The sequence below is a fragment of the Marmoricola sp. RAF53 genome (genome assembly GCF_052114005.1).
Lineage (GTDB): Bacteria > Actinomycetota > Actinomycetes > Propionibacteriales > Nocardioidaceae > Marmoricola.
The window spans coordinates 96361-114278 of the sequence record NZ_JBFRDX010000010.1 but is presented as its reverse complement, the minus strand read 5'-3'; the positions used below and the strand labels follow the sequence as shown (position 1 = coordinate 114278).

Annotated in this window: 18 protein-coding genes; 10 read left to right on the top strand and 8 right to left on the bottom strand. The window is 72.1% G+C overall.

All coding sequences use genetic code 11. The features are described from left to right. The first annotated feature begins 1 nt into the window (after nucleotide 1). Nucleotides 2-811, top strand: coding sequence for a TrmH family RNA methyltransferase (locus AB4Y76_RS11390; protein ID WP_441925256.1), 810 nt, complete (start codon nucleotides 2-4; stop codon nucleotides 809-811). A gap of 46 nt (nucleotides 812-857) precedes the next feature. On the opposite strand, the gene def is transcribed toward AB4Y76_RS11390, so the two are convergent. Further along, the gene (def, locus tag AB4Y76_RS11385; RefSeq protein ID WP_441925254.1) at nucleotides 858-1448 is read right to left on the bottom strand and encodes a peptide deformylase; all 591 of its coding nucleotides are present in this window, start codon (nucleotides 1446-1448) and stop codon (nucleotides 858-860) included. 90 nt (nucleotides 1449-1538) lie between these two features. On the opposite strand from def, the gene AB4Y76_RS11380 reads away from it, so the two are divergent. Beyond that, nucleotides 1539-2903: an acyl-CoA dehydrogenase family protein gene (locus AB4Y76_RS11380; RefSeq protein WP_441925252.1), complete on the top strand. Its 1365-nt coding sequence runs from the start codon at nucleotides 1539-1541 to the stop codon at nucleotides 2901-2903. Between the two features lie 76 nt (nucleotides 2904-2979). Beyond that, on the top strand, nucleotides 2980-4194 hold the full coding sequence (locus AB4Y76_RS11375; protein ID WP_441925250.1) for an acyl-CoA dehydrogenase family protein: 1215 nt from the start codon (nucleotides 2980-2982) through the stop codon (nucleotides 4192-4194). A gap of 105 nt (nucleotides 4195-4299) precedes the next feature. Here AB4Y76_RS11375 and AB4Y76_RS11370 read toward each other — a convergent pair whose 3' ends face one another. Next, nucleotides 4300-5463, bottom strand: a complete 1164-nt coding sequence (locus AB4Y76_RS11370; protein ID WP_441925248.1) for a DUF222 domain-containing protein — start codon at nucleotides 5461-5463, stop codon at nucleotides 4300-4302. A gap of 297 nt (nucleotides 5464-5760) precedes the next feature. Further along, nucleotides 5761-5904, bottom strand: coding sequence for a hypothetical protein (locus AB4Y76_RS11365; protein WP_441925246.1), 144 nt, complete (start codon nucleotides 5902-5904; stop codon nucleotides 5761-5763). A 263-nt stretch (nucleotides 5905-6167) separates the two neighbouring features. On the opposite strand from AB4Y76_RS11365, the gene AB4Y76_RS11360 reads away from it, so the two are divergent. Continuing rightward, nucleotides 6168-6305 carry a hypothetical protein gene (locus AB4Y76_RS11360; protein ID WP_441925244.1) on the top strand — a complete coding sequence of 46 codons (138 nt, stop codon included), beginning with the start codon at nucleotides 6168-6170 and terminating at the stop codon, nucleotides 6303-6305. Nucleotides 6306-6365: 60 nt separating this feature from the next. On the opposite strand, the gene galK is transcribed toward AB4Y76_RS11360, so the two are convergent. Further along, on the bottom strand, nucleotides 6366-7496 hold the full coding sequence (gene galK / locus AB4Y76_RS11355; protein ID WP_441925242.1) for a galactokinase: 1131 nt from the start codon (nucleotides 7494-7496) through the stop codon (nucleotides 6366-6368). 29 nt (nucleotides 7497-7525) lie between these two features. Here galK and AB4Y76_RS11350 point away from each other — a divergent pair, with 29 nt between their 5' ends. The 3 genes from AB4Y76_RS11350 to AB4Y76_RS11340 are packed head-to-tail and all read left to right on the top strand — an operon-like array spanning nucleotide 7526 to nucleotide 9681. Next, nucleotides 7526-8962: a GuaB1 family IMP dehydrogenase-related protein gene (locus tag AB4Y76_RS11350; protein ID WP_441925240.1), complete on the top strand. Its 1437-nt coding sequence runs from the start codon at nucleotides 7526-7528 to the stop codon at nucleotides 8960-8962. Between the two features lie 4 nt (nucleotides 8963-8966). Further along, nucleotides 8967-9530 carry a nucleosidase gene (locus tag AB4Y76_RS11345; protein WP_441925238.1) on the top strand — a complete coding sequence of 188 codons (564 nt, stop codon included), beginning with the start codon at nucleotides 8967-8969 and terminating at the stop codon, nucleotides 9528-9530. 4 nt (nucleotides 9531-9534) lie between these two features. After that, a complete protein-coding gene (locus AB4Y76_RS11340; RefSeq protein ID WP_441925236.1) occupies nucleotides 9535-9681 on the top strand; it encodes a hypothetical protein in 147 nt (48 codons plus the stop codon). A 3-nt stretch (nucleotides 9682-9684) separates the two neighbouring features. On the opposite strand, the gene AB4Y76_RS11335 is transcribed toward AB4Y76_RS11340, so the two are convergent. Next, complete coding sequence (locus AB4Y76_RS11335) at nucleotides 9685-10548, bottom strand: SDR family oxidoreductase (protein WP_441925234.1); 864 nt, start codon at nucleotides 10546-10548, stop codon at nucleotides 9685-9687. 244 nt (nucleotides 10549-10792) lie between these two features. Between AB4Y76_RS11335 and AB4Y76_RS11330 the strand changes: the two genes are divergently transcribed. Continuing rightward, nucleotides 10793-11434 (top strand): M23 family metallopeptidase, encoded by a 642-nt coding sequence (locus AB4Y76_RS11330; RefSeq protein ID WP_441925232.1) that lies wholly within the window; start codon nucleotides 10793-10795, stop codon nucleotides 11432-11434. 40 nt (nucleotides 11435-11474) lie between these two features. Here the strand turns inward: AB4Y76_RS11330 and AB4Y76_RS11325 are convergent, their stop codons facing one another. Continuing rightward, nucleotides 11475-13535 (bottom strand): MDR family MFS transporter, encoded by a 2061-nt coding sequence (locus tag AB4Y76_RS11325; RefSeq protein WP_441925230.1) that lies wholly within the window; start codon nucleotides 13533-13535, stop codon nucleotides 11475-11477. A gap of 106 nt (nucleotides 13536-13641) precedes the next feature. Next, complete coding sequence (locus AB4Y76_RS11320) at nucleotides 13642-13932, bottom strand: YiaA/YiaB family inner membrane protein (protein ID WP_441925228.1); 291 nt, start codon at nucleotides 13930-13932, stop codon at nucleotides 13642-13644. A gap of 98 nt (nucleotides 13933-14030) precedes the next feature. Between AB4Y76_RS11320 and AB4Y76_RS11315 the strand changes: the two genes are divergently transcribed. Then, nucleotides 14031-14516: a glutathione peroxidase gene (locus tag AB4Y76_RS11315; RefSeq protein WP_441925226.1), complete on the top strand. Its 486-nt coding sequence runs from the start codon at nucleotides 14031-14033 to the stop codon at nucleotides 14514-14516. 6 nt (nucleotides 14517-14522) lie between these two features. Here the strand turns inward: AB4Y76_RS11315 and AB4Y76_RS11310 are convergent, their stop codons facing one another. Continuing rightward, a complete protein-coding gene (locus tag AB4Y76_RS11310) occupies nucleotides 14523-15665 on the bottom strand; it encodes an ATP-binding protein (RefSeq protein WP_441925224.1) in 1143 nt (380 codons plus the stop codon). Nucleotides 15666-15782: 117 nt separating this feature from the next. On the opposite strand from AB4Y76_RS11310, the gene AB4Y76_RS11305 reads away from it, so the two are divergent. Further along, entirely contained in the window at nucleotides 15783-17855 is a 2073-nt protein-coding gene (locus tag AB4Y76_RS11305) for an elongation factor G-like protein EF-G2 (protein ID WP_441925222.1), read from the top strand. The last annotated feature ends 63 nt before the right edge of the window (nucleotides 17856-17918 follow it).

Here is a 17918-nt window from a genome sequence, read left to right as displayed (position 1 = left end):
CGTGCCCGGGCCGCAGCTGATCGAGATCGACGACCCGGCCGACCCGCGGCTCGCGGACTACCGCGACCTGCGCGACGTCCAGCTGCGCCAGCACCTCGAGGCCGAGCACGGGCTCTTCCTCGCCGAGGGGGAGAAGGTCGTCCGGCGCGCGGTCGAGGGCGGCTACACGCCGCGCTCGTTCCTGATGGCGCCGCGCTGGCTGGCCGGGTTGGACGACGTGCTCAGTGCCGGCGACGCCCCCGTGTACGTCGTCTCGGAGGCGCTCGCCGAGGAGGTGACCGGGTTCCACGTGCACCGGGGAGCCCTGGCCTCGCTCCAGCGGCGGCCGCTGCCGAGCGTCGACGACGTGCTCGCCGGGGCCCGCTCGGTCCTGGTGCTGGAGGACCTGGTCGACCACACCAACGTGGGGGCCGTCTTCCGCTCCGGCGCCGCGCTCGGCTTCGACGCGGTGCTGCTGGCGCCGCGGTGCGCCGACCCGCTCTACCGCCGCTCGATCAAGGTCGGCATGGGCGCCGTGTTCGCGCTGCCGTGGACCCGGCTCCCGGACTGGCACGGCGCGCTGCCGGACCTGTCCGCCCGCGGGTTCACCACGGTGGCGCTGACCCTGGCCGCGGACAGCGTGCCGATCGAGGAGGCGGTGTCCGGGGTCGAGCGTCTCGCCCTGGTCCTCGGGTCCGAGGGGCACGGCCTGTCGGATCGCTGGGAGGAGTCCGCCGACCGCCGCGCGATCATTCCCATGTCCGCGGGGATCGACTCTCTCAACGTGGCCGCCGCCTCTGCCGTGGCCTGCTACGTGGCCGCTCGCCGCTAGACCTCGGTGGTTGAGGAGGTCGTGCAGCGACCGTCCCGAAACCCGGTCAGCTCGGCCAGGAAAGCGGGTAGTCGGCGGCCTCGGCTTCCATCTGCTTGCGGAGCTTCTTGCGCAGGCGGGTCGGCAGGCGGTCGCCGAAGACCATGCCGTTGGTGTGGTCGGTCTCGTGCTGGAGGCAGCGGGCCAGCAGGCCGTCGCCCTCGTAGGAGACCGGGTCACCGCTCAGGTCGGACCCGGTGACGCGGGCCCAGTCCGGCCGGGCGCACGGCACGAACGCGCCCGGGTAGGAGAGGCAGCCCTCGTCGCCGTCGTCGAGCCGGCGGTCGCGGCCCTCCGGGATGGAGAGGACGGGGTTGCAGACGATGCCCTGGTGGTTGACGCCGGCCTCGTCCGGGCAGTCGAACACGAAGACCGCGAGGTCGACGCCGATCTGGCACGCGGCGAGGCCGACCCCCTCGGCGGCGTACATGGTGGCGGTCATGTCCGCGACGAGCTCGTGCAGCTGGGCGTCGTACGTCGTGACCGGGCGCGCCGGGCGGTGCATGACGGTCTCGCCCCAGCGGGTGATCGGTCGGACGGCGCCTCCGGCGGGCAGGACGGTGCCCCCGGAGGAGGCGTGGTCGGATTCGGCGGTCATGGGGACAACCCTAGGGTCTCCCGGGAGGGGTGACCTGAGCCACTTTCCGAATCTGTAGCGCGATGTGTAACTCCAAGTTACAGTTACTGCATGGCATTCGACCCCGTGAAGAGCGTGCTCTCCGCCGGCGGAAAGCACGGGCTCAGTGAGAACGAGAAACGAGACCCGATCGGACTGGCCGTCGCTGCGCTGAACAAGTTCGCGCAGAGCGACCTGATCGACCGGCTCGGCATCCGCAAGACCAGCGAGCAGACGGTCTTCCACGTCACCAGCGTCGGCTTCAAGGCCGCCGGTGCCGCGGGACGCACCTTCGCCCGCGCCGGCGGGAAGGGCTCCGGCAACCGGGTCCCGTCCGCGCAGCCGACGGGACTGTTCGACCTGACCCCGTCCGAGGACGAGCAGATGCTCGTCGACGTGGTCACCGACTTCGCCGACGAGGTGGTCCGCCCGGCTGCCGCGGAGGCCAACGAGGCCTGCGCCGCGCCGGACGCGCTGCTCAAGGCGTCGCTGGAGATCGGGCTGCCGATCCTCGGCGTCTCCGAGGAGCTGGGCGGCATCGCCACCGAGCGCTCCGCCGTCGCCGGCGTCCTCGTCCACGAGGCCCTGTCCCGCGGCGACATGGGACTCGCCGTCGCCTCGCTCGCCTCCGGTGCCGTCGCGACCGCGCTGTCCCTCTACGGCAGCGACGAGCAGCAGTCGACGTACCTCCCGGCCTTCGCCGGCGACGACGTCCCCGCCGCGGCGCTCGTGCTGGCCGAGCCGGCGGCGCTCTTCGACCCGCTCACCCCGGCCACCAAGGCCACCCGCTCCGGCGACGGTTTCGTCCTGAACGGCGTGAAGTCCGGCGTCGTCCGTGGAGACCACGCCGAGCTCTTCCTCGTCGGCGCCGAGCTCGACGGCAAGCCGCAGCTGTTCCTCGTCGAGTCCAAGACCGCCGGCGTGACCGTCGAGTCCGACCCGTCCATGGGCGTCCGCGCCGCCGGCCTGACCCGGCTCGTGCTGCGCGACGTCGCGCTCGAGCAGATCGCGCTCGTCGGTGACGAGGCCACCTACCGCGAGGTCGTCCAGAACTCGCGGCTCGCCTGGTGCGCGCTCGCGATCGGCACCAGCCAGGCCGTGCTCGACTACGTCACGCCGTACGTGAAGACCCGCGAGGCCTTCGGCGAGCCGATCGCGCACCGCCAGTCGGTCGCCTTCATGGTCGCCAACATCGCCATCGAGCTCCAGGGCATGCGCCTGGTGACCTACAAGGCCGCCGCCCGCGTCGCCCAGGGCAAGGACGCCAGCCGCGAGATCGCCCTGGCCCGCCGGCTCTGCGCCGAGCGCGGCATGGGGATCGGCAACGACGGCGTCCAGCTGCTCGGCGGCCACGGCTTCGTCAAGGAGCACCCGGTGGAGCGGTGGTACCGCGACCTGCGAGCGATCGGCCTGATGGAAGGAGCTGTTCTCGTATGAGCGAGCGCAGCGAGCGAATCAATCGGCACCGCGCACCGGGAGCCCCGTGCGCGCACGGAGCGAAGCGAGTACGCGCATGAGCATCAACCTCGAAACTCCCAAGAAGATCCGGCCGCTCATCGACCAGGCCCACCAGGTCGCGATGAACATGCTGCGCCCGATCTCGCGCAAGTACGACCAGGCCGAGCACGCCTACCCCGTCGAGCTCGACATGCTCGCCGCGATGATCGACGGCCTCGCCGACTCCGGCGCCTCCGAGGGCGCCGGTGCCACCGGCGTCCGTCGCGACGAGAAGGCCGTCGAGAAGGGCAACAAGAACGGCGCCAACCTGGCCTCGGTGCTCTCCATCATGGAGATGTGCTGGGGTGACGTCGGCCTGACGCTGACGATGCCGCGCCAGGGCCTCGGCAACTCCGCGATCGCCTCGGTCGCCAACGACGAGCAGCTCAAGCGGTTCGAGGGCACCTGGGCCGCGATGGCGATCACGGAGCCGTCCTTCGGCTCGGACTCCGCCGCCATCTCGACCACCGCGGTCAAGGACGGCGACGAGTACATCCTCAACGGCGAGAAGATCTTCGTGACCTCCGGCGAGCGCGCGGACAGCGTCGTCGTCTGGGCGACCCTGGACAAGAGCATGGGCCGCGCGGCGATCAAGTCGTTCGTAGTCACCAAGGGCACCCCGGGCATGCGGGTGGAGCGGCTCGAGCACAAGCTCGGAATCCGTGCCTCCGACACCGCGGTCATCATCTTCGACAACTGCCGCGTCCCGGCCGCGAACCTGCTCGGCTCTCCGGAGATCGACACCAAGCAGGGCTTCGCCGGCGCGATGGCGACGTTCGACAACACCCGTCCGCTGGTCGCCGCGATGGCGGTCGGCTGCGCCCGGGCCTCGCTCGACCTGACCCGCGACGTGCTCGCCCAGGCCGGCATCGAGATCGACTACGACAAGCCCGCCTACGCGCAGTCCGCGGCGGCGGCCACCTTCCTCCAGCTCGAGGCGGACTGGGAGGCGGCGTACCTGCTGACCCTGCAGTCGGCCTGGATGGCGGACAACCGCGAGCCGAACTCGATGGAGGCCTCGATGGCGAAGGCGAAGGCCGGCCGGGTGGGCAGCGACGTCACCCTGCGCTGCATCGAGCTCGCCGGCACGCTGGGCTACTCGGAGACAGACCTGCTGGAGAAGTGGGGCCGGGACTCCAAGATCCTCGACATCTTCGAGGGCACCCAGCAGATCCAGCAGCTGATCGTCGCCCGCCGGGTGCTCAACCTGAGCTCCGCCGAGCTCAAGTGAGCCCCCGCTGGCCTCGGGAGAGCGCCAGCACCTTGCGAGCACGCGAGGCCTCGACCACCCGGTCGGGGCCTCGTGGCCGTTCACGAGTGGGATCCGGGTCCGGTCTCACGTCCGTCGGCTGAAGGTGACTTTGCCGCTCGGTCCGCTCTTCATCTGGAAGCGGGCGTCGTGGGCCAGGGTGTGGTGGCGGGGGCAGAGGAGCCTGCCGTGCTCGATGTCGGTGGGTCCGCCGCGACTCCACGGGATGCCGTGGTGGGCGTGGCACATCCCTGGCGGCCAGTCGCAGCCCTCGGCGGTGCAGCCACCGTCGCGTCTGCCCAGGACGATGCGCTGGGCCTCGGTGTGGAACCGGGCCTTGCGGCCCAGGTCGAGGACCTGGGACTTCGACCCGAGGACGGCCGGGATGATCCCGGCCTCGCAGGCCAGCCTCCGGGCCTCGCCGGCGGTGATCCGGTCCCCGGTGTCGAGCGTCCCAGCCGTGTCGGCGCCCAGGAGGGCTTCCATCGTCATCGTGACCACGACCGTGGCAGCGATGCCGCCTGCTTTCGGGGCGTCGCGGCGGGTCTCGACGTACTCGATGAACGCCTGGCCCAGGCGGATCGGGCGGGCGACCTTCTCCCCGGCGGTGCCTTCCACCGCGGCCCGGTGCTTGGGGGCGGCCAGGGCTTCGAGGTGGCGGGCCAGCATCTGCCCGACCAGGACCGGGATCTTGAACCGGCCCACCATGGAGCCGTGCCCGTCGGGGTTCATCGTGAACGAGGCCGTCTCCCGGGCGCGGCGCTCCTCGTCCTCCAGGAGCTTGCGTTCGTGGTCTTCGGCGACCTCGGGGGCCACGACCTCCAGGATCCGACGCCCCAGGAACCGCAGCTCTTTGGGGTCGTGGTGCTCGGCCAGCGCCACCAGATGTGCCTCGGCCTCGGCCTTCGCGCTCGGGAGCGCGTCAACCGCATCGAGGATCACGGCTGCCTGCTCGACCGAGACCGTCCCGGCGCTCATCGCGTTGGCGGTGGTGTCGTGAGAGTCCAGGCGACCGGCCAGCTTCACGGCCCGGTGCGCGGCGGGCTTCGTCGTCCGGGTCGCGTTGGCCCACCAGCCCGCGGTGTTCGCCGCACCCAACGGGTCACCGACCTGGTGCCGGTCCGCCTCGGCCAGCAGCCGCAGTTCCAGGGCGTCCAGACGGCGCTTAGCGACTGCGAGCGCAGGCAGGAGATCGGTGAGGTCGGCGGGGGTCAGGGACCAGGTCGGCGCGGCACCGTGTTCGTCGATCAACCCACCCAGAGCAGAGACCAGCTGCGCCACCGGATGCGGTGGCGCGGTAGTCAGAGAGCCCGAGGTCATGGATACAGATTAGGAACGAGCGCCGACAGTTTCGTGCCGGTTCTCGCGTTGTCCACAGCCGGTTTCGAGACAGGCGCTGCGCGCCTTCCTCAACCGGCGGGGGGTGGGTTTCGAGACAGGCGCTGCGCGCCTTCCTCAACCGGCGGGGGTGGGTTTCGAGACAGGCGCTGCGCGCCTTCCTCAACCACCGGCGGGGCGGGGGCGCGGGCGACGGACCAGCGCCGGCGATCAAGCCTCCGGGGGCTTGTCGACCGAGTCGTCGGGCTGACGCTCGCGGAGCCGCTCCATCTGTTCGTCGACCGCGCGCTGGAGCGCATGTTCGGTCTGAATGCGCGTGGAGGTGGATTGCTTGGACAGGTCCCGAGCAGACATGCGCTTCCCCCCAAAAGAACGACCGGCGGCGTCTTGTTGCGACGGCGCCTCCTGCAACCTCGAACATCAAGGTAGGTCGTCGCCCCGTGCCGAGGCCAGAGATCGCGCGCTGATTACGAGCAATCCCTACCCCCAGCGATCGATTCGGAGATGCTTGCCAGCAGGCTCGCGGTTCTGCAGATCTGGACCTGCGCCATCCGGCCGAGGGATGTGCTCCGAATCACAGGTGGAGCCAGACGGCTCCCCTTTCAGAGGAGGCCCCCATGGGCTCCATGCACTCGGAGTTGTTCGCAGTCGTCTTCATGATCACGATCGCCGTGGTGCCCGCCTTGGCCTACCTCGCGGTGCGCCTGTTCGGAGCCCGCGAGACTGCCTCGGATCACCCTGTTGTCCACCACTAGTCACGGCGGACCCGGGCGAAGCGGCTGTTCCGCGACAGCGCCACCTTGCCTGTCCCAGCGTCAGCTGATCTGGACGACCTCGGCCGCCCCCGCGGCCTCGACCGGGAACACCGCCGGGGACTCGTAACCGTCCTCGGCGAAGCGTTCCCGTACGGCGGCCTCGACGGCGTCGGCCCGGCCCACGGGCACCAGTGCGATCGCCGAGCCTCCGAAGCCGCCGCCGGTCATCCGGGCACCGGCTGCCCCGGCGTCGCGAGCGGCCTCGACGGCGGCGTCGAGCTCGGCGCAGGACACGTCGAAGTCGTCGCGGAGCGAGGCGTGCGAAGCGGTCATCAGGTGGCCGACGGTCGCCCAGTCGTCCTCGACCAGCGCGTCGACGAACTCGGCGACCCGGGCCTGCTCGGTGACGACGTGCCGGGCCCGGCGGAGCTCGTTCCCGGTCAGCCGGGCGAGGTCGTCGGGGGAGGCATCGGCCAGGCGGTCGAGCCCGAGGGTGCGGGCGGCCGCCTCGCATTCCGCGCGCCGGGCGGCGTACCCGCCGTCGCCCGACGAGGCGCCCGCAAGAGCGCCCGCAGGAGCGCCCCGAAGAGCGCCCAGCGCGAGCCGGTGCGCGACCTTCGTGTCGATGACGAGCAGCCGCAGGCCGGCCGGCTCCGGGCGCCAGGGGACCGGCGTCCTGCTGCCGTCGGCGAAGTCGAGGAGGAGGGCGTGCCCGGGGCGGCCGAAGAGGGCCGTGGTCTGGTCGAGCCCGCCGGTCGGCGCGCCGACGTAGGACGTCTCGGCCGCGATGCACGCGGCGACCAGCTCCTCGTCGCTGCGGCCCAGCGCCAGGCAGGCGTTCACGGCGACCGCGACCGCGCACTCCAGCGCCGCGGAGCTCGACAGCCCGGAACCGACAGGCACGTCCGAGCGGATCGTGACTGCCAACGGGTCGCGCACACCGAGCGCCTCCAGCACGCCCACCACGTACGACGCCCACCCGTCTGCGCGCTCGCCGACCGCGCCGTGCCAGGCGAGCTCGCCGCTGTGCAGGTGGTGGCGGCCGTCGGGCGAAGCCGCCACCGTCGCGACCGTGCGGCGGTCCAGCGCGATCGGCAGGCAGCGGCCGCCGTTGTAGTCGAGGTGCTCGCCGATCAGGTTGACGCGGCCGGGTGCGGCCGCCCGGACGAGGGGGAGCGGGTGGGAGGTCACCGGCCCATCATCGCGGGTAGATTCGTCGGGTGCAGTTCCTCCACGACAACACCCCGTCCCACGACCTGACCTACGACGACGTCTTCATGGTGCCGCGCCGGTCCGGCGTCGCCAGCCGGTACGACGTCGACCTGGCTGCCGCCGACGGGACCGGGACGACGATCCCGCTGGTGGTCGCGAACATGACCGCCGTGGCCGGGCGCCGGATGGCGGAGACGATGGCCCGCCGCGGCGGCCTGGCGGTGCTGCCGCAGGACATCCCGCTGGAGATCGTCGAGGACGTGGTGACCTGGGTGAAGGGACGGCACCCGGTCTTCGAGACCCCGATCACCCTGGAGCCGCACCAGACGGTCAGCGACGCGATCGCGCTGCTGCCGAAGCGGGCGCACCTGGCCGCGGTCGTCGTCGAGGACGGCAAGCCGGTCGGGATCGTGACCGAGGCGGACTGCCTGGGCGTGGACCGGTTCAGCCAGGTCGGCGACGTGATGACGACCGACATGGTGACGCTCAACGACGACGTCGACCCGCGGGCGGCGTTCGACGTGCTCGCCAGCACCCGGCACCGGCTCGCCCCGGTCGTCGGCACCGGCGGCCAGCTCGTCGGGCTGCTCACCCGGACCGGCGCGCTGCGCTCCACGATCTACGCCCCGGCGCTGGACGCCGACGGCCGGCTCCGGGTGGCCGCGGCCCTCGGGGTGAACGGTGACGTCGGCGCGAAGGCCGAGCGGCTGGCCGCGATGGGGGTCGACACGCTCGTCGTGGACACCGCCCACGGCCACCAGGAACGGATGATCGACGCCCTGCGCGCAGTGCGCAGCACCGGGATCACGGTCCCGGTGGTGGCGGGGAACGTCGTCTCCGCCGAGGGCGTGCACGACCTGGTCGAGGCCGGTGCGGACATCCTCAAGGTCGGGGTCGGCCCGGGCGCGATGTGCACCACCCGGATGATGACCGGGGTCGGCCGGCCGCAGTTCAGCGCCGTGCTGGAGTGCGCCGCGGCGGCCCGCGAGCACGGCAAGCACGTCTGGGCCGACGGGGGCGTCCGGCACCCGCGCGACGTGGCGCTGGCGCTCGCCGCCGGTGCCTCCCAGGTGATGATCGGCTCCTGGTTCGCCGGCACCTACGAGTCGCCCGGCGACCTGCAGCGCAGCGCCGACGGGCGCGCCTACAAGGAGAGCTTCGGGATGGCCTCGGCGCGCGCGGTCGCGAACCGGACCGCCGCCGACGACGCGTTCGAGCGGGCCCGGAAGGGCCTGTACGAGGAGGGGATCTCCTCGTCGCGGATGTTCCTGGACCCGGACCGCCCCGGGGTCGAGGACCTGCTCGACGAGATCTGCTCCGGCGTCCGCTCGGCCGCCACCTACGCGGGCGCGCACGACCTGGCCGAGTTCGCCGACCGGGCCGTCGTCGGCGTCCAGTCGGCGGCCGGCTACGCCGAGGGCCGCCCGCTGCCGGCGGGTTGGTGACCGGGTGAGCGAGCGGTTCCTGGTCGTCTCGGCGACCCGGGCGGAGGCCGCACACCTGCCGGACGGCGTACCGGTCGTGATCACCGGCATCGGCAAGACCGCGGCGGCCACGGCGACGGTCCGGGCGCTGGCCGCCGATCCCGACGCGTCCTCGCTGACCGTGCTCAACGTGGGGACCGCGGGCGCGCTGCACGACGGCCTGGAGGGACTGCACCTCCCCGGCTCGGTGCTCAACCACGACATCAGCGCCGCCGCGATCCGGGCGCTCGGCCACGACCCCCGCGAGCTGCTGACCGTGCCCGGCGGCGACGAGACGGTGCTGGCCTCCGGCGACGTCTTCGTCTCCGACCCCGCCGTCCGCGCCGAGCTGGCGAAGCGGGCCCAGCTGGTCGACATGGAGGGCTACGCGGTCGCCTACGCGTGCGCCGAGCTCGGCGCCCGGGTCGAGCTGGTCAAGCACGTCTCCGACAACGCCGACGAGTCCGCCCTCGACTGGCCGGCGCTGGTGGACGCGAGCGCCCGGGTGCTGGGTTCCTGGGTCCGCGAACGGGTCGGAAGGCTAGCCTGACGCCATGAAGACCCGACTCAACTGCCCCTGCGGCGAGTACATCACCGCGCCCGACGAGGACACCCTGGTCGAGCTCGTCCAGGCGCACCTGAAGGCCGAGCACGAAGGTCGCGAGTACGACCGTGAGGCCATCCTCTTCATGGCCTCCTGAGGCCTACTGGTTCCGGGCGCTGGTCGAGCGCCCGAGCTTGCGGACCTCCGCGTCCAGCATCGGCAGCAGCCGCGGGACCTCCTTGAGGGTCGCCCGCGAGCCGAGCGGCGAGGTGACCAGGCCGCGACCGCTCGCGATCGCGCCGACCCAGCCGGGCACGTAGATGTGCCGCCTACGCTTCTCGATCCCGTCGGCGAACGCCTGCACGCACTCCTCGACCGACGTGGTCCTGCTCAGCGGCCCCGGCATCGAGGCGATCATCTCGTCGAACGCGTGCAGGTCCTCGCGGGCGTCCTGGACCAGCGGCGTGTCGATCCACGACATGTGCGCGCACCCGACCTGGACGCCGAGGTGGGCGGTCTCCAGGCGCAGCGCGTTGGCGAAGTGCTCGACGCCCGCCTTGCTCGCGTTGTACGCCGCCAGCCCCGGCGCGGGCGCGAACGCGGCCAGTGACGAGACCACCAGCACGTAGCCGCGCTGCTCGATCACGGCGGGCAGCGTGGCCCGGACGGTGTGGAAGACGCCGGTGATGTTGATGTCGATGACTCGCTTGAAGGTCGCGGGGTCGACGCCGAGGACCGATCCGTAGCTGGCGATGCCGGCGTTGGCGACGACGACGTCGATCCGGCCGAAGGTCTCGATCGCGACGGCGGCGGCCTTCTCCATCGAGGCGAGCTCGGTGACGTCGCCGAGGACGCCGACGGCCCGGCCCTCGGGCAGCGAGGCGACCAGGGCGTCCAGGGGCGGCTGGTCGACGTCGACGAGGACCACGTTCGCGCCGCGGGCGACCAGCTCGGTCGCCGTACCGGCCCCGATCCCGCGGGCGCCTCCGGTGATCAGGACGACCTTGTTCTCGACGCTGGCCATGGGGGCCTCCAGGGGCTCGCGGATCGACCGGGAGCGCCCAATCTAGCCCTGCGCGATCGACGCGAACACCCTGTGACCCAGGTCGCTCCGGGCGTGTGACGCTGCTCTCCGGCCACGCGGGGCTGGGAATTCCTGCGGTGACCGGGGTCACGGCGAATTTTGATTTCGGATCTTTTCGCATGCTCACTGGACGGGCGTGCTTGCAAATGCAAGCACGTTTGCCACATCCAGGAGCCCGACCAGCATGAACGCACGCCACCCCCGACACCGTCACCACCGGCCCGGGCGGATCTTCGTCCGCCTCGCTGTCGCCGTGACCGTCGTGCTCGGCGCCGGCGCCACGGCCGCCGAGGCCGACAGCGGCCCGCACGGGACGACTGAAGTCTCCTCGGTCCTGGTGACGCCGACGCTCGGCGCGCCCACCGCGGAAGAGTCCGTGCTGCCCCGCAAGGTCCTGCCGGGCGAGGTGCTGCGTCCGCGGCCGGAGCCCCGGTTCGTGCTCCCGGTCCGCGGCTACCACCTGACCGGCCGCTTCGGGAACACCAGCTCGCTGTGGCGCACCGTCCACACCGGCCTCGACTTCGCCGCCGCCTCGGGTACGCCGGTCCGCGCGGTCGCCGGCGGCGTCGTCGTCTCGGCCGGCTACGACGGCAGCTACGGCAACAAGACCGTGGTGCGGCTGAGGACCGGTACCGAGCTCTGGTACTGCCACCAGTCCTCGATCGAGGTCCGCGCGGGCCAGCGGGTCAAGGCCGGCCAGGTCATCGGCGCCGTCGGCTCGACCGGGAACGTCACCGGTCCGCACCTGCATCTCGAGGTCCGTCCGCACGAGGACGACCCGGTCGACCCCGACCAGTGGCTCCACATGCACCACCTGCACGCCTGAGCGACCTCCGAGGGACACCTCCCGGCGCCTCCCGGGCCGTTCAGGCCGTGAGGACCAGGTCCTCCGGGCCGCGGGTCGCACCGGCCTCCTCGTCGAGCAGCCGGCCGACCATCCGGTGCAGCGCCTCCTCGAGCGCGGCCAGGTCGGGTCCGGTCTCCTCGGTCTCCGGCCCGCTGGTCCCCAGCCGGACCAGCAGCCAGGACTTCAGCTCGGCGCTGAACAGGGCCCACTGCTCGCGCGCCGACGCCGTGGTCCGCCAGCCGTCCGGACCGCCGGTCAGGTAGCCGGCCTCGACGGTCTGGCGGAACGCCGGCACCAGCACGCTGGCGGGCACGTTGGTCGGCAGTGCCACCGTCTCGAGGTCGGCGGGGACCCCGTGCCGCTCGCGGAGCAGCACCTGGGCGACGCACCAGGTCTCGGCGCCGCCGAGCGCGGTACCCGAGGCGATCCGGATCTGCGGCAGCATCCGCCGCCCGTCCCGCTCCATCAGCCGGGCCAGCTGGACCTCCAGGGCCCGCTCCGGATCGGAGTTCTCGGCCATCCCGAAGCCCTCGCCGACATCGGTGGCCCCGGCCCGGGCGGCGTCACGCAGCGGCACCTCGGGCAGGAAGAGGCTGAGCACGAAGGCGAGCAGGCCCACCGGGGCGGCGTACAGGAAGACGGCGTGCAACACCTCGGCGTAGGCGTCGACGACCGGCGCGATCACGGCCGCGGGCTGGCTGTGCAGGGCGGCCGGCGTCGTGACCGCCCGCGGGTCGATCCCCGGGGCGGAGGCGATCGCGCGGGGGAGCAGGTCGCTGAGCCGCGCCGAGTAGACGGCGCCGAAGACGGCCGCCCCGAACGAGGACCCGAGGGCGCGGAAGAAGGTGACGCCGGAGGTGGCCACGCCGAGGTCGCGGTACTCGGCGGTGTTCTGCACGATGATCGTCAGCACCTGCATGCACAGCCCGATGCCGACGCCGAGGACCAGCATGAAGGCGGAGATCACCCAGAAGCCGGTGCCGGCGTCCATCGTGGAGAGCAGCCACAGGCCGAGCGTCATCAGTGCCGAGCCCGCGATCGGGAACACCTTGTAGCGCCCGGTGCGGGAGACCGCGACCCCCGCTCCGATCGACGCGACGAGCAGGCCGAAGACCATCGGCAGCATCCGCAGCCCCGACTGCGTCGCCGAGACGCCCTGCACGTACTGCAGGTACGTCGGCAGGAAGGTCATCGCGCCGAGCATCGCGAACCCGACGACCAGCGAGATGATCGAGGACATCGAGAACACCCGGTTGCGGAACAGCCGCAGCGGCAGCATCGGCTCGACGGCGCGCTGCTCGGCGTAGATGAAGACCGGGATCGCCAGGATCGCCGCGGCGAACAGGCCGATGATCAGCGGCGAGCTCCAGTCGTACTCGGTCCCGCCGAGGCTGGTGGCCAGCACCAGTCCGCCCGCGACCACCGAGATGGCGGCGATGCCCGCGTAGTCGATCGTCGGGCGCGACCGCGCCCGGACCGAGGGCATGGTCCTGGCGGCGACCGCGATCACGATGATGCCGATCGGGATGTTCACCAGGAAGCACCAGTGCCAGGACAGGTGGTCGGTGAACAGGCCGCCGAGCAGCGGCCCGATCACCGTCGTGACGCCGAAGACCGCGCCGAGCGCGCCCTGGTACTTGCCGCGCTCGCGGAGCGGGATCACGTCGGCGATCAGCGCCGTCGAGGTCACCATCAGCGCGCCGGCGCCGACCCCCTGGACCGCCCGCCACGCGACCAGCCAGCCCATCGACCCGGCGAGCGCGCACATCAGCGACGCCCCGACGAAGATCGCGGCGCCGAGCTGGAAGACGAGTTTGCGGCCGAAGAGGTCGCCGAACTTGCCGGCCAGCACGGTTGCGATCGTGTCGGTGAGCAGGTAGGCGGTGACCACCCAGGAGACGTGCTGGGCTCCGCCCAGGTCGCCCACGATGGTCGGGAGCGCGGTCGAGACGATCGTCTGGTCGAGCGCGGCCAGCAGCATCCCGAGCATGATCGTCGCGAAGACCAGGTTGATCTGCCGCCGGCTCAGGGCCGGCGCGACGGGGTCCGGAGGGGCGGGCGCCTCGGCGACGGCGGTCATGGGGCGACCGTAGACCGGGAGGGCCGGGCGGAACAGCCTTGCGACGCCCGGCCCCCGGGTGTAGCGGTCAGGAGACGTGCCCAGGAGATGTGCCCAGGAAACGTGCTCAGGAAACGTGCTTGGTGAGGTCGTGGTCGGCGAGCAGCTTGTCGAACCGGGCCTGGTCGATCCGGGAGACGACGTACCGGTCGTCCTGGGCGTCCCGGATCACCTTGGCGAGGGTGAACGAGGAGGAGACCAGGAAGAGCGTGGTCATCGCCAGGAAGGCACGGATCCACGGGTCGACCGGGAGGTAGAGGAGCGCGAAGAGCAGGCCCGCGAGCGCGATCGCGAAGGAGACGCCGGCCTGGGCGAAGAAGGCGGAGGTGTTCTTGGACGGGGCTGGTGTGGTGGGCATGGCACCAGCCTGCGGCCCGGGACCGGGCGCGGGTATCCGTGCAGGTACTCATCTCGAACCGGGTACGCCGACTGGGACGCAGTTCCTAGACTCGGTGCATGAGCATCCTCGACGCCAAGATCGCCCGCCTCGACGGCACCCCGTCCTCGCTCGGCGACCTCACCCGCGGCCGCCCCGCCCTCCTGGTCAACGTGGCCAGCCGGTGCGGCCTCACGCCCCAGTACGCCGGCCTGGAGCGACTCCAGGAGACCTACGGTGACCGGTTCACCGTCATCGGCTTCCCGTGTAACCAGTTCCTCGGCCAGGAGCCGGGGACCAGCGAGGAGATCGCGGAGTTCTGCTCGGCGACGTACGGGGTGACCTTCCCGCTGACCGAGAAGATCGACGTCAACGGCGAGGACCGGCACGAGATCTTCGGCAGTCTGGTCGGGACGCCGAACGAGAAGGGCGACGCCGGTGACGTCACCTGGAACTTCGAGAAGTTCCTCGTCGACGCCGAGGGCGGCGTGGCGGCGCGGTTCAGCCCGGGCGTCGAGCCCGAGGACCCGACCGTCGTCGCAGCGATCGACGCGCTCCTCGACTGAGTCGGGTCAGGCGCCGAGCCGCGCCAGCGGCAGCCGTACGACGACCGCGGTGCCCGGGCCGTCGGCGTTGGGGCCGGCCGAGATCCGGCCGCCGTGCGCCTCGACGATCACCTTGACGATGTGCAGCCCGAGCCCGACGCCCGGGATCGCGTGCTGCTGGACCCCGGGAGCACGGAAGAACCGTTCGAAGATCGCGGCGCCGTCGCCGGCCGGGAAGCCGATGCCGGTGTCGCGGACGGTGAGGACCGCGTCAGGTCCCTCGGTCGTGCAGATGACCTCCACGGAGCCGCCGCGCGGGGTGAACTTGATGGCGTTGGTGAGCAGGTTCTCCAGCACCTCGGTCATGCGGTCCTCGTCGAGCCGCAGCACCGGTACCGGTTCGGGCAGGTAGGACAGGTCGATCCCGGCATGTCCGGCGGCCGGGATCATCGACTCGACCGAGCGGCTGACCAGCCCGGGGAGGTCCACGGGCTTCCGGACCAGTTCGAGGCCCGACGTGAGCGTCGCCGCGTTGAGCAGCTCGTCCACCAGGCGCAGCAGGCGGCCGCCGTTGCGCTGTGCGATCGTCAGGTGCGCCTGGACGGCGTCGGTGCGGCCGGCGGCAGTCTCCTCCGCGGCCAGCTCGAGGTAGCCGAGCAGGGAGGTCAGCGGCGTGCGGAGCTCGTGGGAGATGGTGGCCAGGAAGTCCTCGCGGGCCCGGACCGCCCGGGTGACCTCGGTGACGTCGCGGGTGACCAGGACCGCCCCGCTGGGCTCCCCGTCCTTGTCGCGCATCAGCCGTGCCGAGATCGACAGCGCCCGGCGCAGCTCGGGGTCCCGCCCCATCCACAGGAAGTAGTCGTTGAACTCCTCGCCGCGCGCGGCCCGGGTCGAGGGCAGCATCTCCTGCGGGACCTCGGTGACGCCGTCGGCCTGGTAGAGGTCGCCGGTCTGGCCGGCCCGGCCGTCGTGACCGTCCCGGAAGGCGCTGCTGAGGAGCTTGCGCACCGTCGGGTTGAGGAGGACGAACTCGCCGTGCTTGTCCAGGACGAGGAGGCCGACGTCGGCGACGGTGATGATCGCCTCGCAGAACGCCCGGTAGTCGTCCTCGTCCGCGAAGACGTCGCGGTTGACGCTGAGCGACGGGTCGGCGCTGGACTCCTCCGGCACGCTCAACCCCCTGAGGTCGTGGTCGAGCCCCGGGCTCCCGTCACCCGGCGACTTCCGGTGACAGTACCGCGCTGGCGGGCTCTTGCCTCGCGGCCGATTGAGGCGTTTCGTGGTCCCATGGCCGAGAAGCAGAGACGCGAGGTGACCGAGCACGACCTAGCGGCCCCCGGGCCCGACCGGATCCGCAACGTCGTCCTGGTCGGGCCCACCCACTCGGGGAAGACCACCCTCGTGGAGGCTCTCCTCGCCCGCACCGGCGCGATCCTGCGTCCGGGGACCACCGCCGACGGCACCACGGTCTGCGACACCGATGACGCCGAGCGCGCCCACGGCAGGTCGGTCTCGCTCGCCGTCGCCCCGCTCGTCCACGAGGGGGTGAAGGTCAACCTGATCGACACCCCCGGATACGCCGACTTCGTCGGTGAGCTGCGGGCCGGGCTGCGCGCCGCGGACTGCGCCCTGTTCGTCCTCGCGGCCAACGAGGAGGTCGACGACGGCACCCGGCAGCTGTGGCGCGAGTGCGCCCAGGTCGGGATGCCCCGTGCCGTGGTGGTCAGCAAGCTCGACCACCCCCGTGCCGACCCGGACGGCGTCGTCGCGCAGGCCCGGGCGCTGTTCGGGGACAAGGTGCTGCCGGCGTACGTCGTCGACGGCGCCGGGCTGACCGGGCTGATCACCGGCGGGACCGACGACCCGCGCCGCGGAGAGCTCATCGAGGCGGTGATCGAGGAGTCCGAGGACGAGACCCTGATGGACCGCTACCTCGGCGGCGAGGCGGTCGACGAGAAGACCCTGGTCGAGGACCTGGAGACGGCGATCGCGCACGCCACCTTCCATCCGGTGATCCCGGTCTGCTCGACGACGGGCACCGGCCTCGGCGAGCTGCTCGACCTCTGCGTCCGGGCGTTCCCGTCGCCGCTCGAGCACGCGGCCCCGGAGGTCTTCACGCCGGACGGCGCGCCGGCCGGCACGGTGGCCTGCGACCCGGCGGGCCCGCTGGTGGCCGAGGTCGTGAAGACCGCCGGCGACCCCTACGTGGGCCGGATCAGTCTGGTCCGGGTCTTCTCCGGCACCCTCGACCCGGACACACCGGTGCACGTGTCCGGGCACTTCTCCGCGTTCTTCGGCTCCGAGGCGGGCCACGTCGACCACGACGAGGACGAACGGATCGGCGCGCTCGGGCACCCCTTCGGCAACCAGCAGGTGCACGCCGGGCGGGTGATCGCGGGGGACCTGGCGACGGTGGCCCGGCTGTCCCGCGCCGAGACCGGGGACACCCTCTCGGCGGTCGACAAGCCGCTCGTGCTGAAGCCGTGGTCGATGCCCGATCCGCTGCTGCCGGTGGCGATCGAGGCGTCCTCGCGCTCGGACGAGGACAAGCTCGTGCAGGCCCTCGGCCGGCTGTCCGCGGAGGACCCGAGCCTGCGGGTGGAGAACAACGGCGAGACCGGCCAGCTCGTGCTCTGGGTGATGGGGGAGGCGCACGCCGACGTGGTCCTGGACCGGCTGCGCAGCAAGCACGGCGTCTCCGTGGAGCAGCGCGAGCTCGTGATCGGCCTGCGCGAGTGCTTCGGCGGGACCTCCAAGGGGCACGGCCGGCACGTCAAGCAGTCCGGCGGGCACGGCCAGTACGCGATCTGCGACATCGAGGTGGAGCCGTTGCCGGAGGGGAGCGGCTTCGAGTTCGTCGACAAGGTCGTCGGCGGCGCCGTCCCGCGCCAGTTCATCACCAGCGTCGAGAAGGGGGTGCGCGCCCAGATGGAGCGCGGCGTCCGGAACGGCTACCCCGTGGTCGACCTCCGGGTCACCCTGACCGACGGCAAGTCGCACAGCGTCGACTCCTCGGACATGGCGTTCCAGAGCGCGGGTGCGCTCGCCCTGCGGGAGGCGGCGGCCGCTGCGAGCGTGGCGATGCTGGAGCCGTACGACGAGGTCGGGGTGCTCGTGCCGAGCGAGCTCGTCGGCGCGGCGATGAGCGACCTCTCGTCCCGGCGGGCCCGCCTGCTCGGGAACGAGAACGTCGGCGAGGACCGCACCCTGGTGCGCGCCCACGTGCCGCAGCGCGAGCTGGTCCGCTACGCGATCGAGCTGCGTGCGGCCACGAAGGGGGCCGGGACGTTCACCCGGACGTTCGCGCACTACGAGCCGATGCCGGAGGAGCTGGCGAACCAGGTCGGTCCGCGCCCCTGACGCGTCGAAGAGACGACGGGGGCCCGCTGGGGCCGAACGATGAACGAGGTCTCGGGTCCTCGG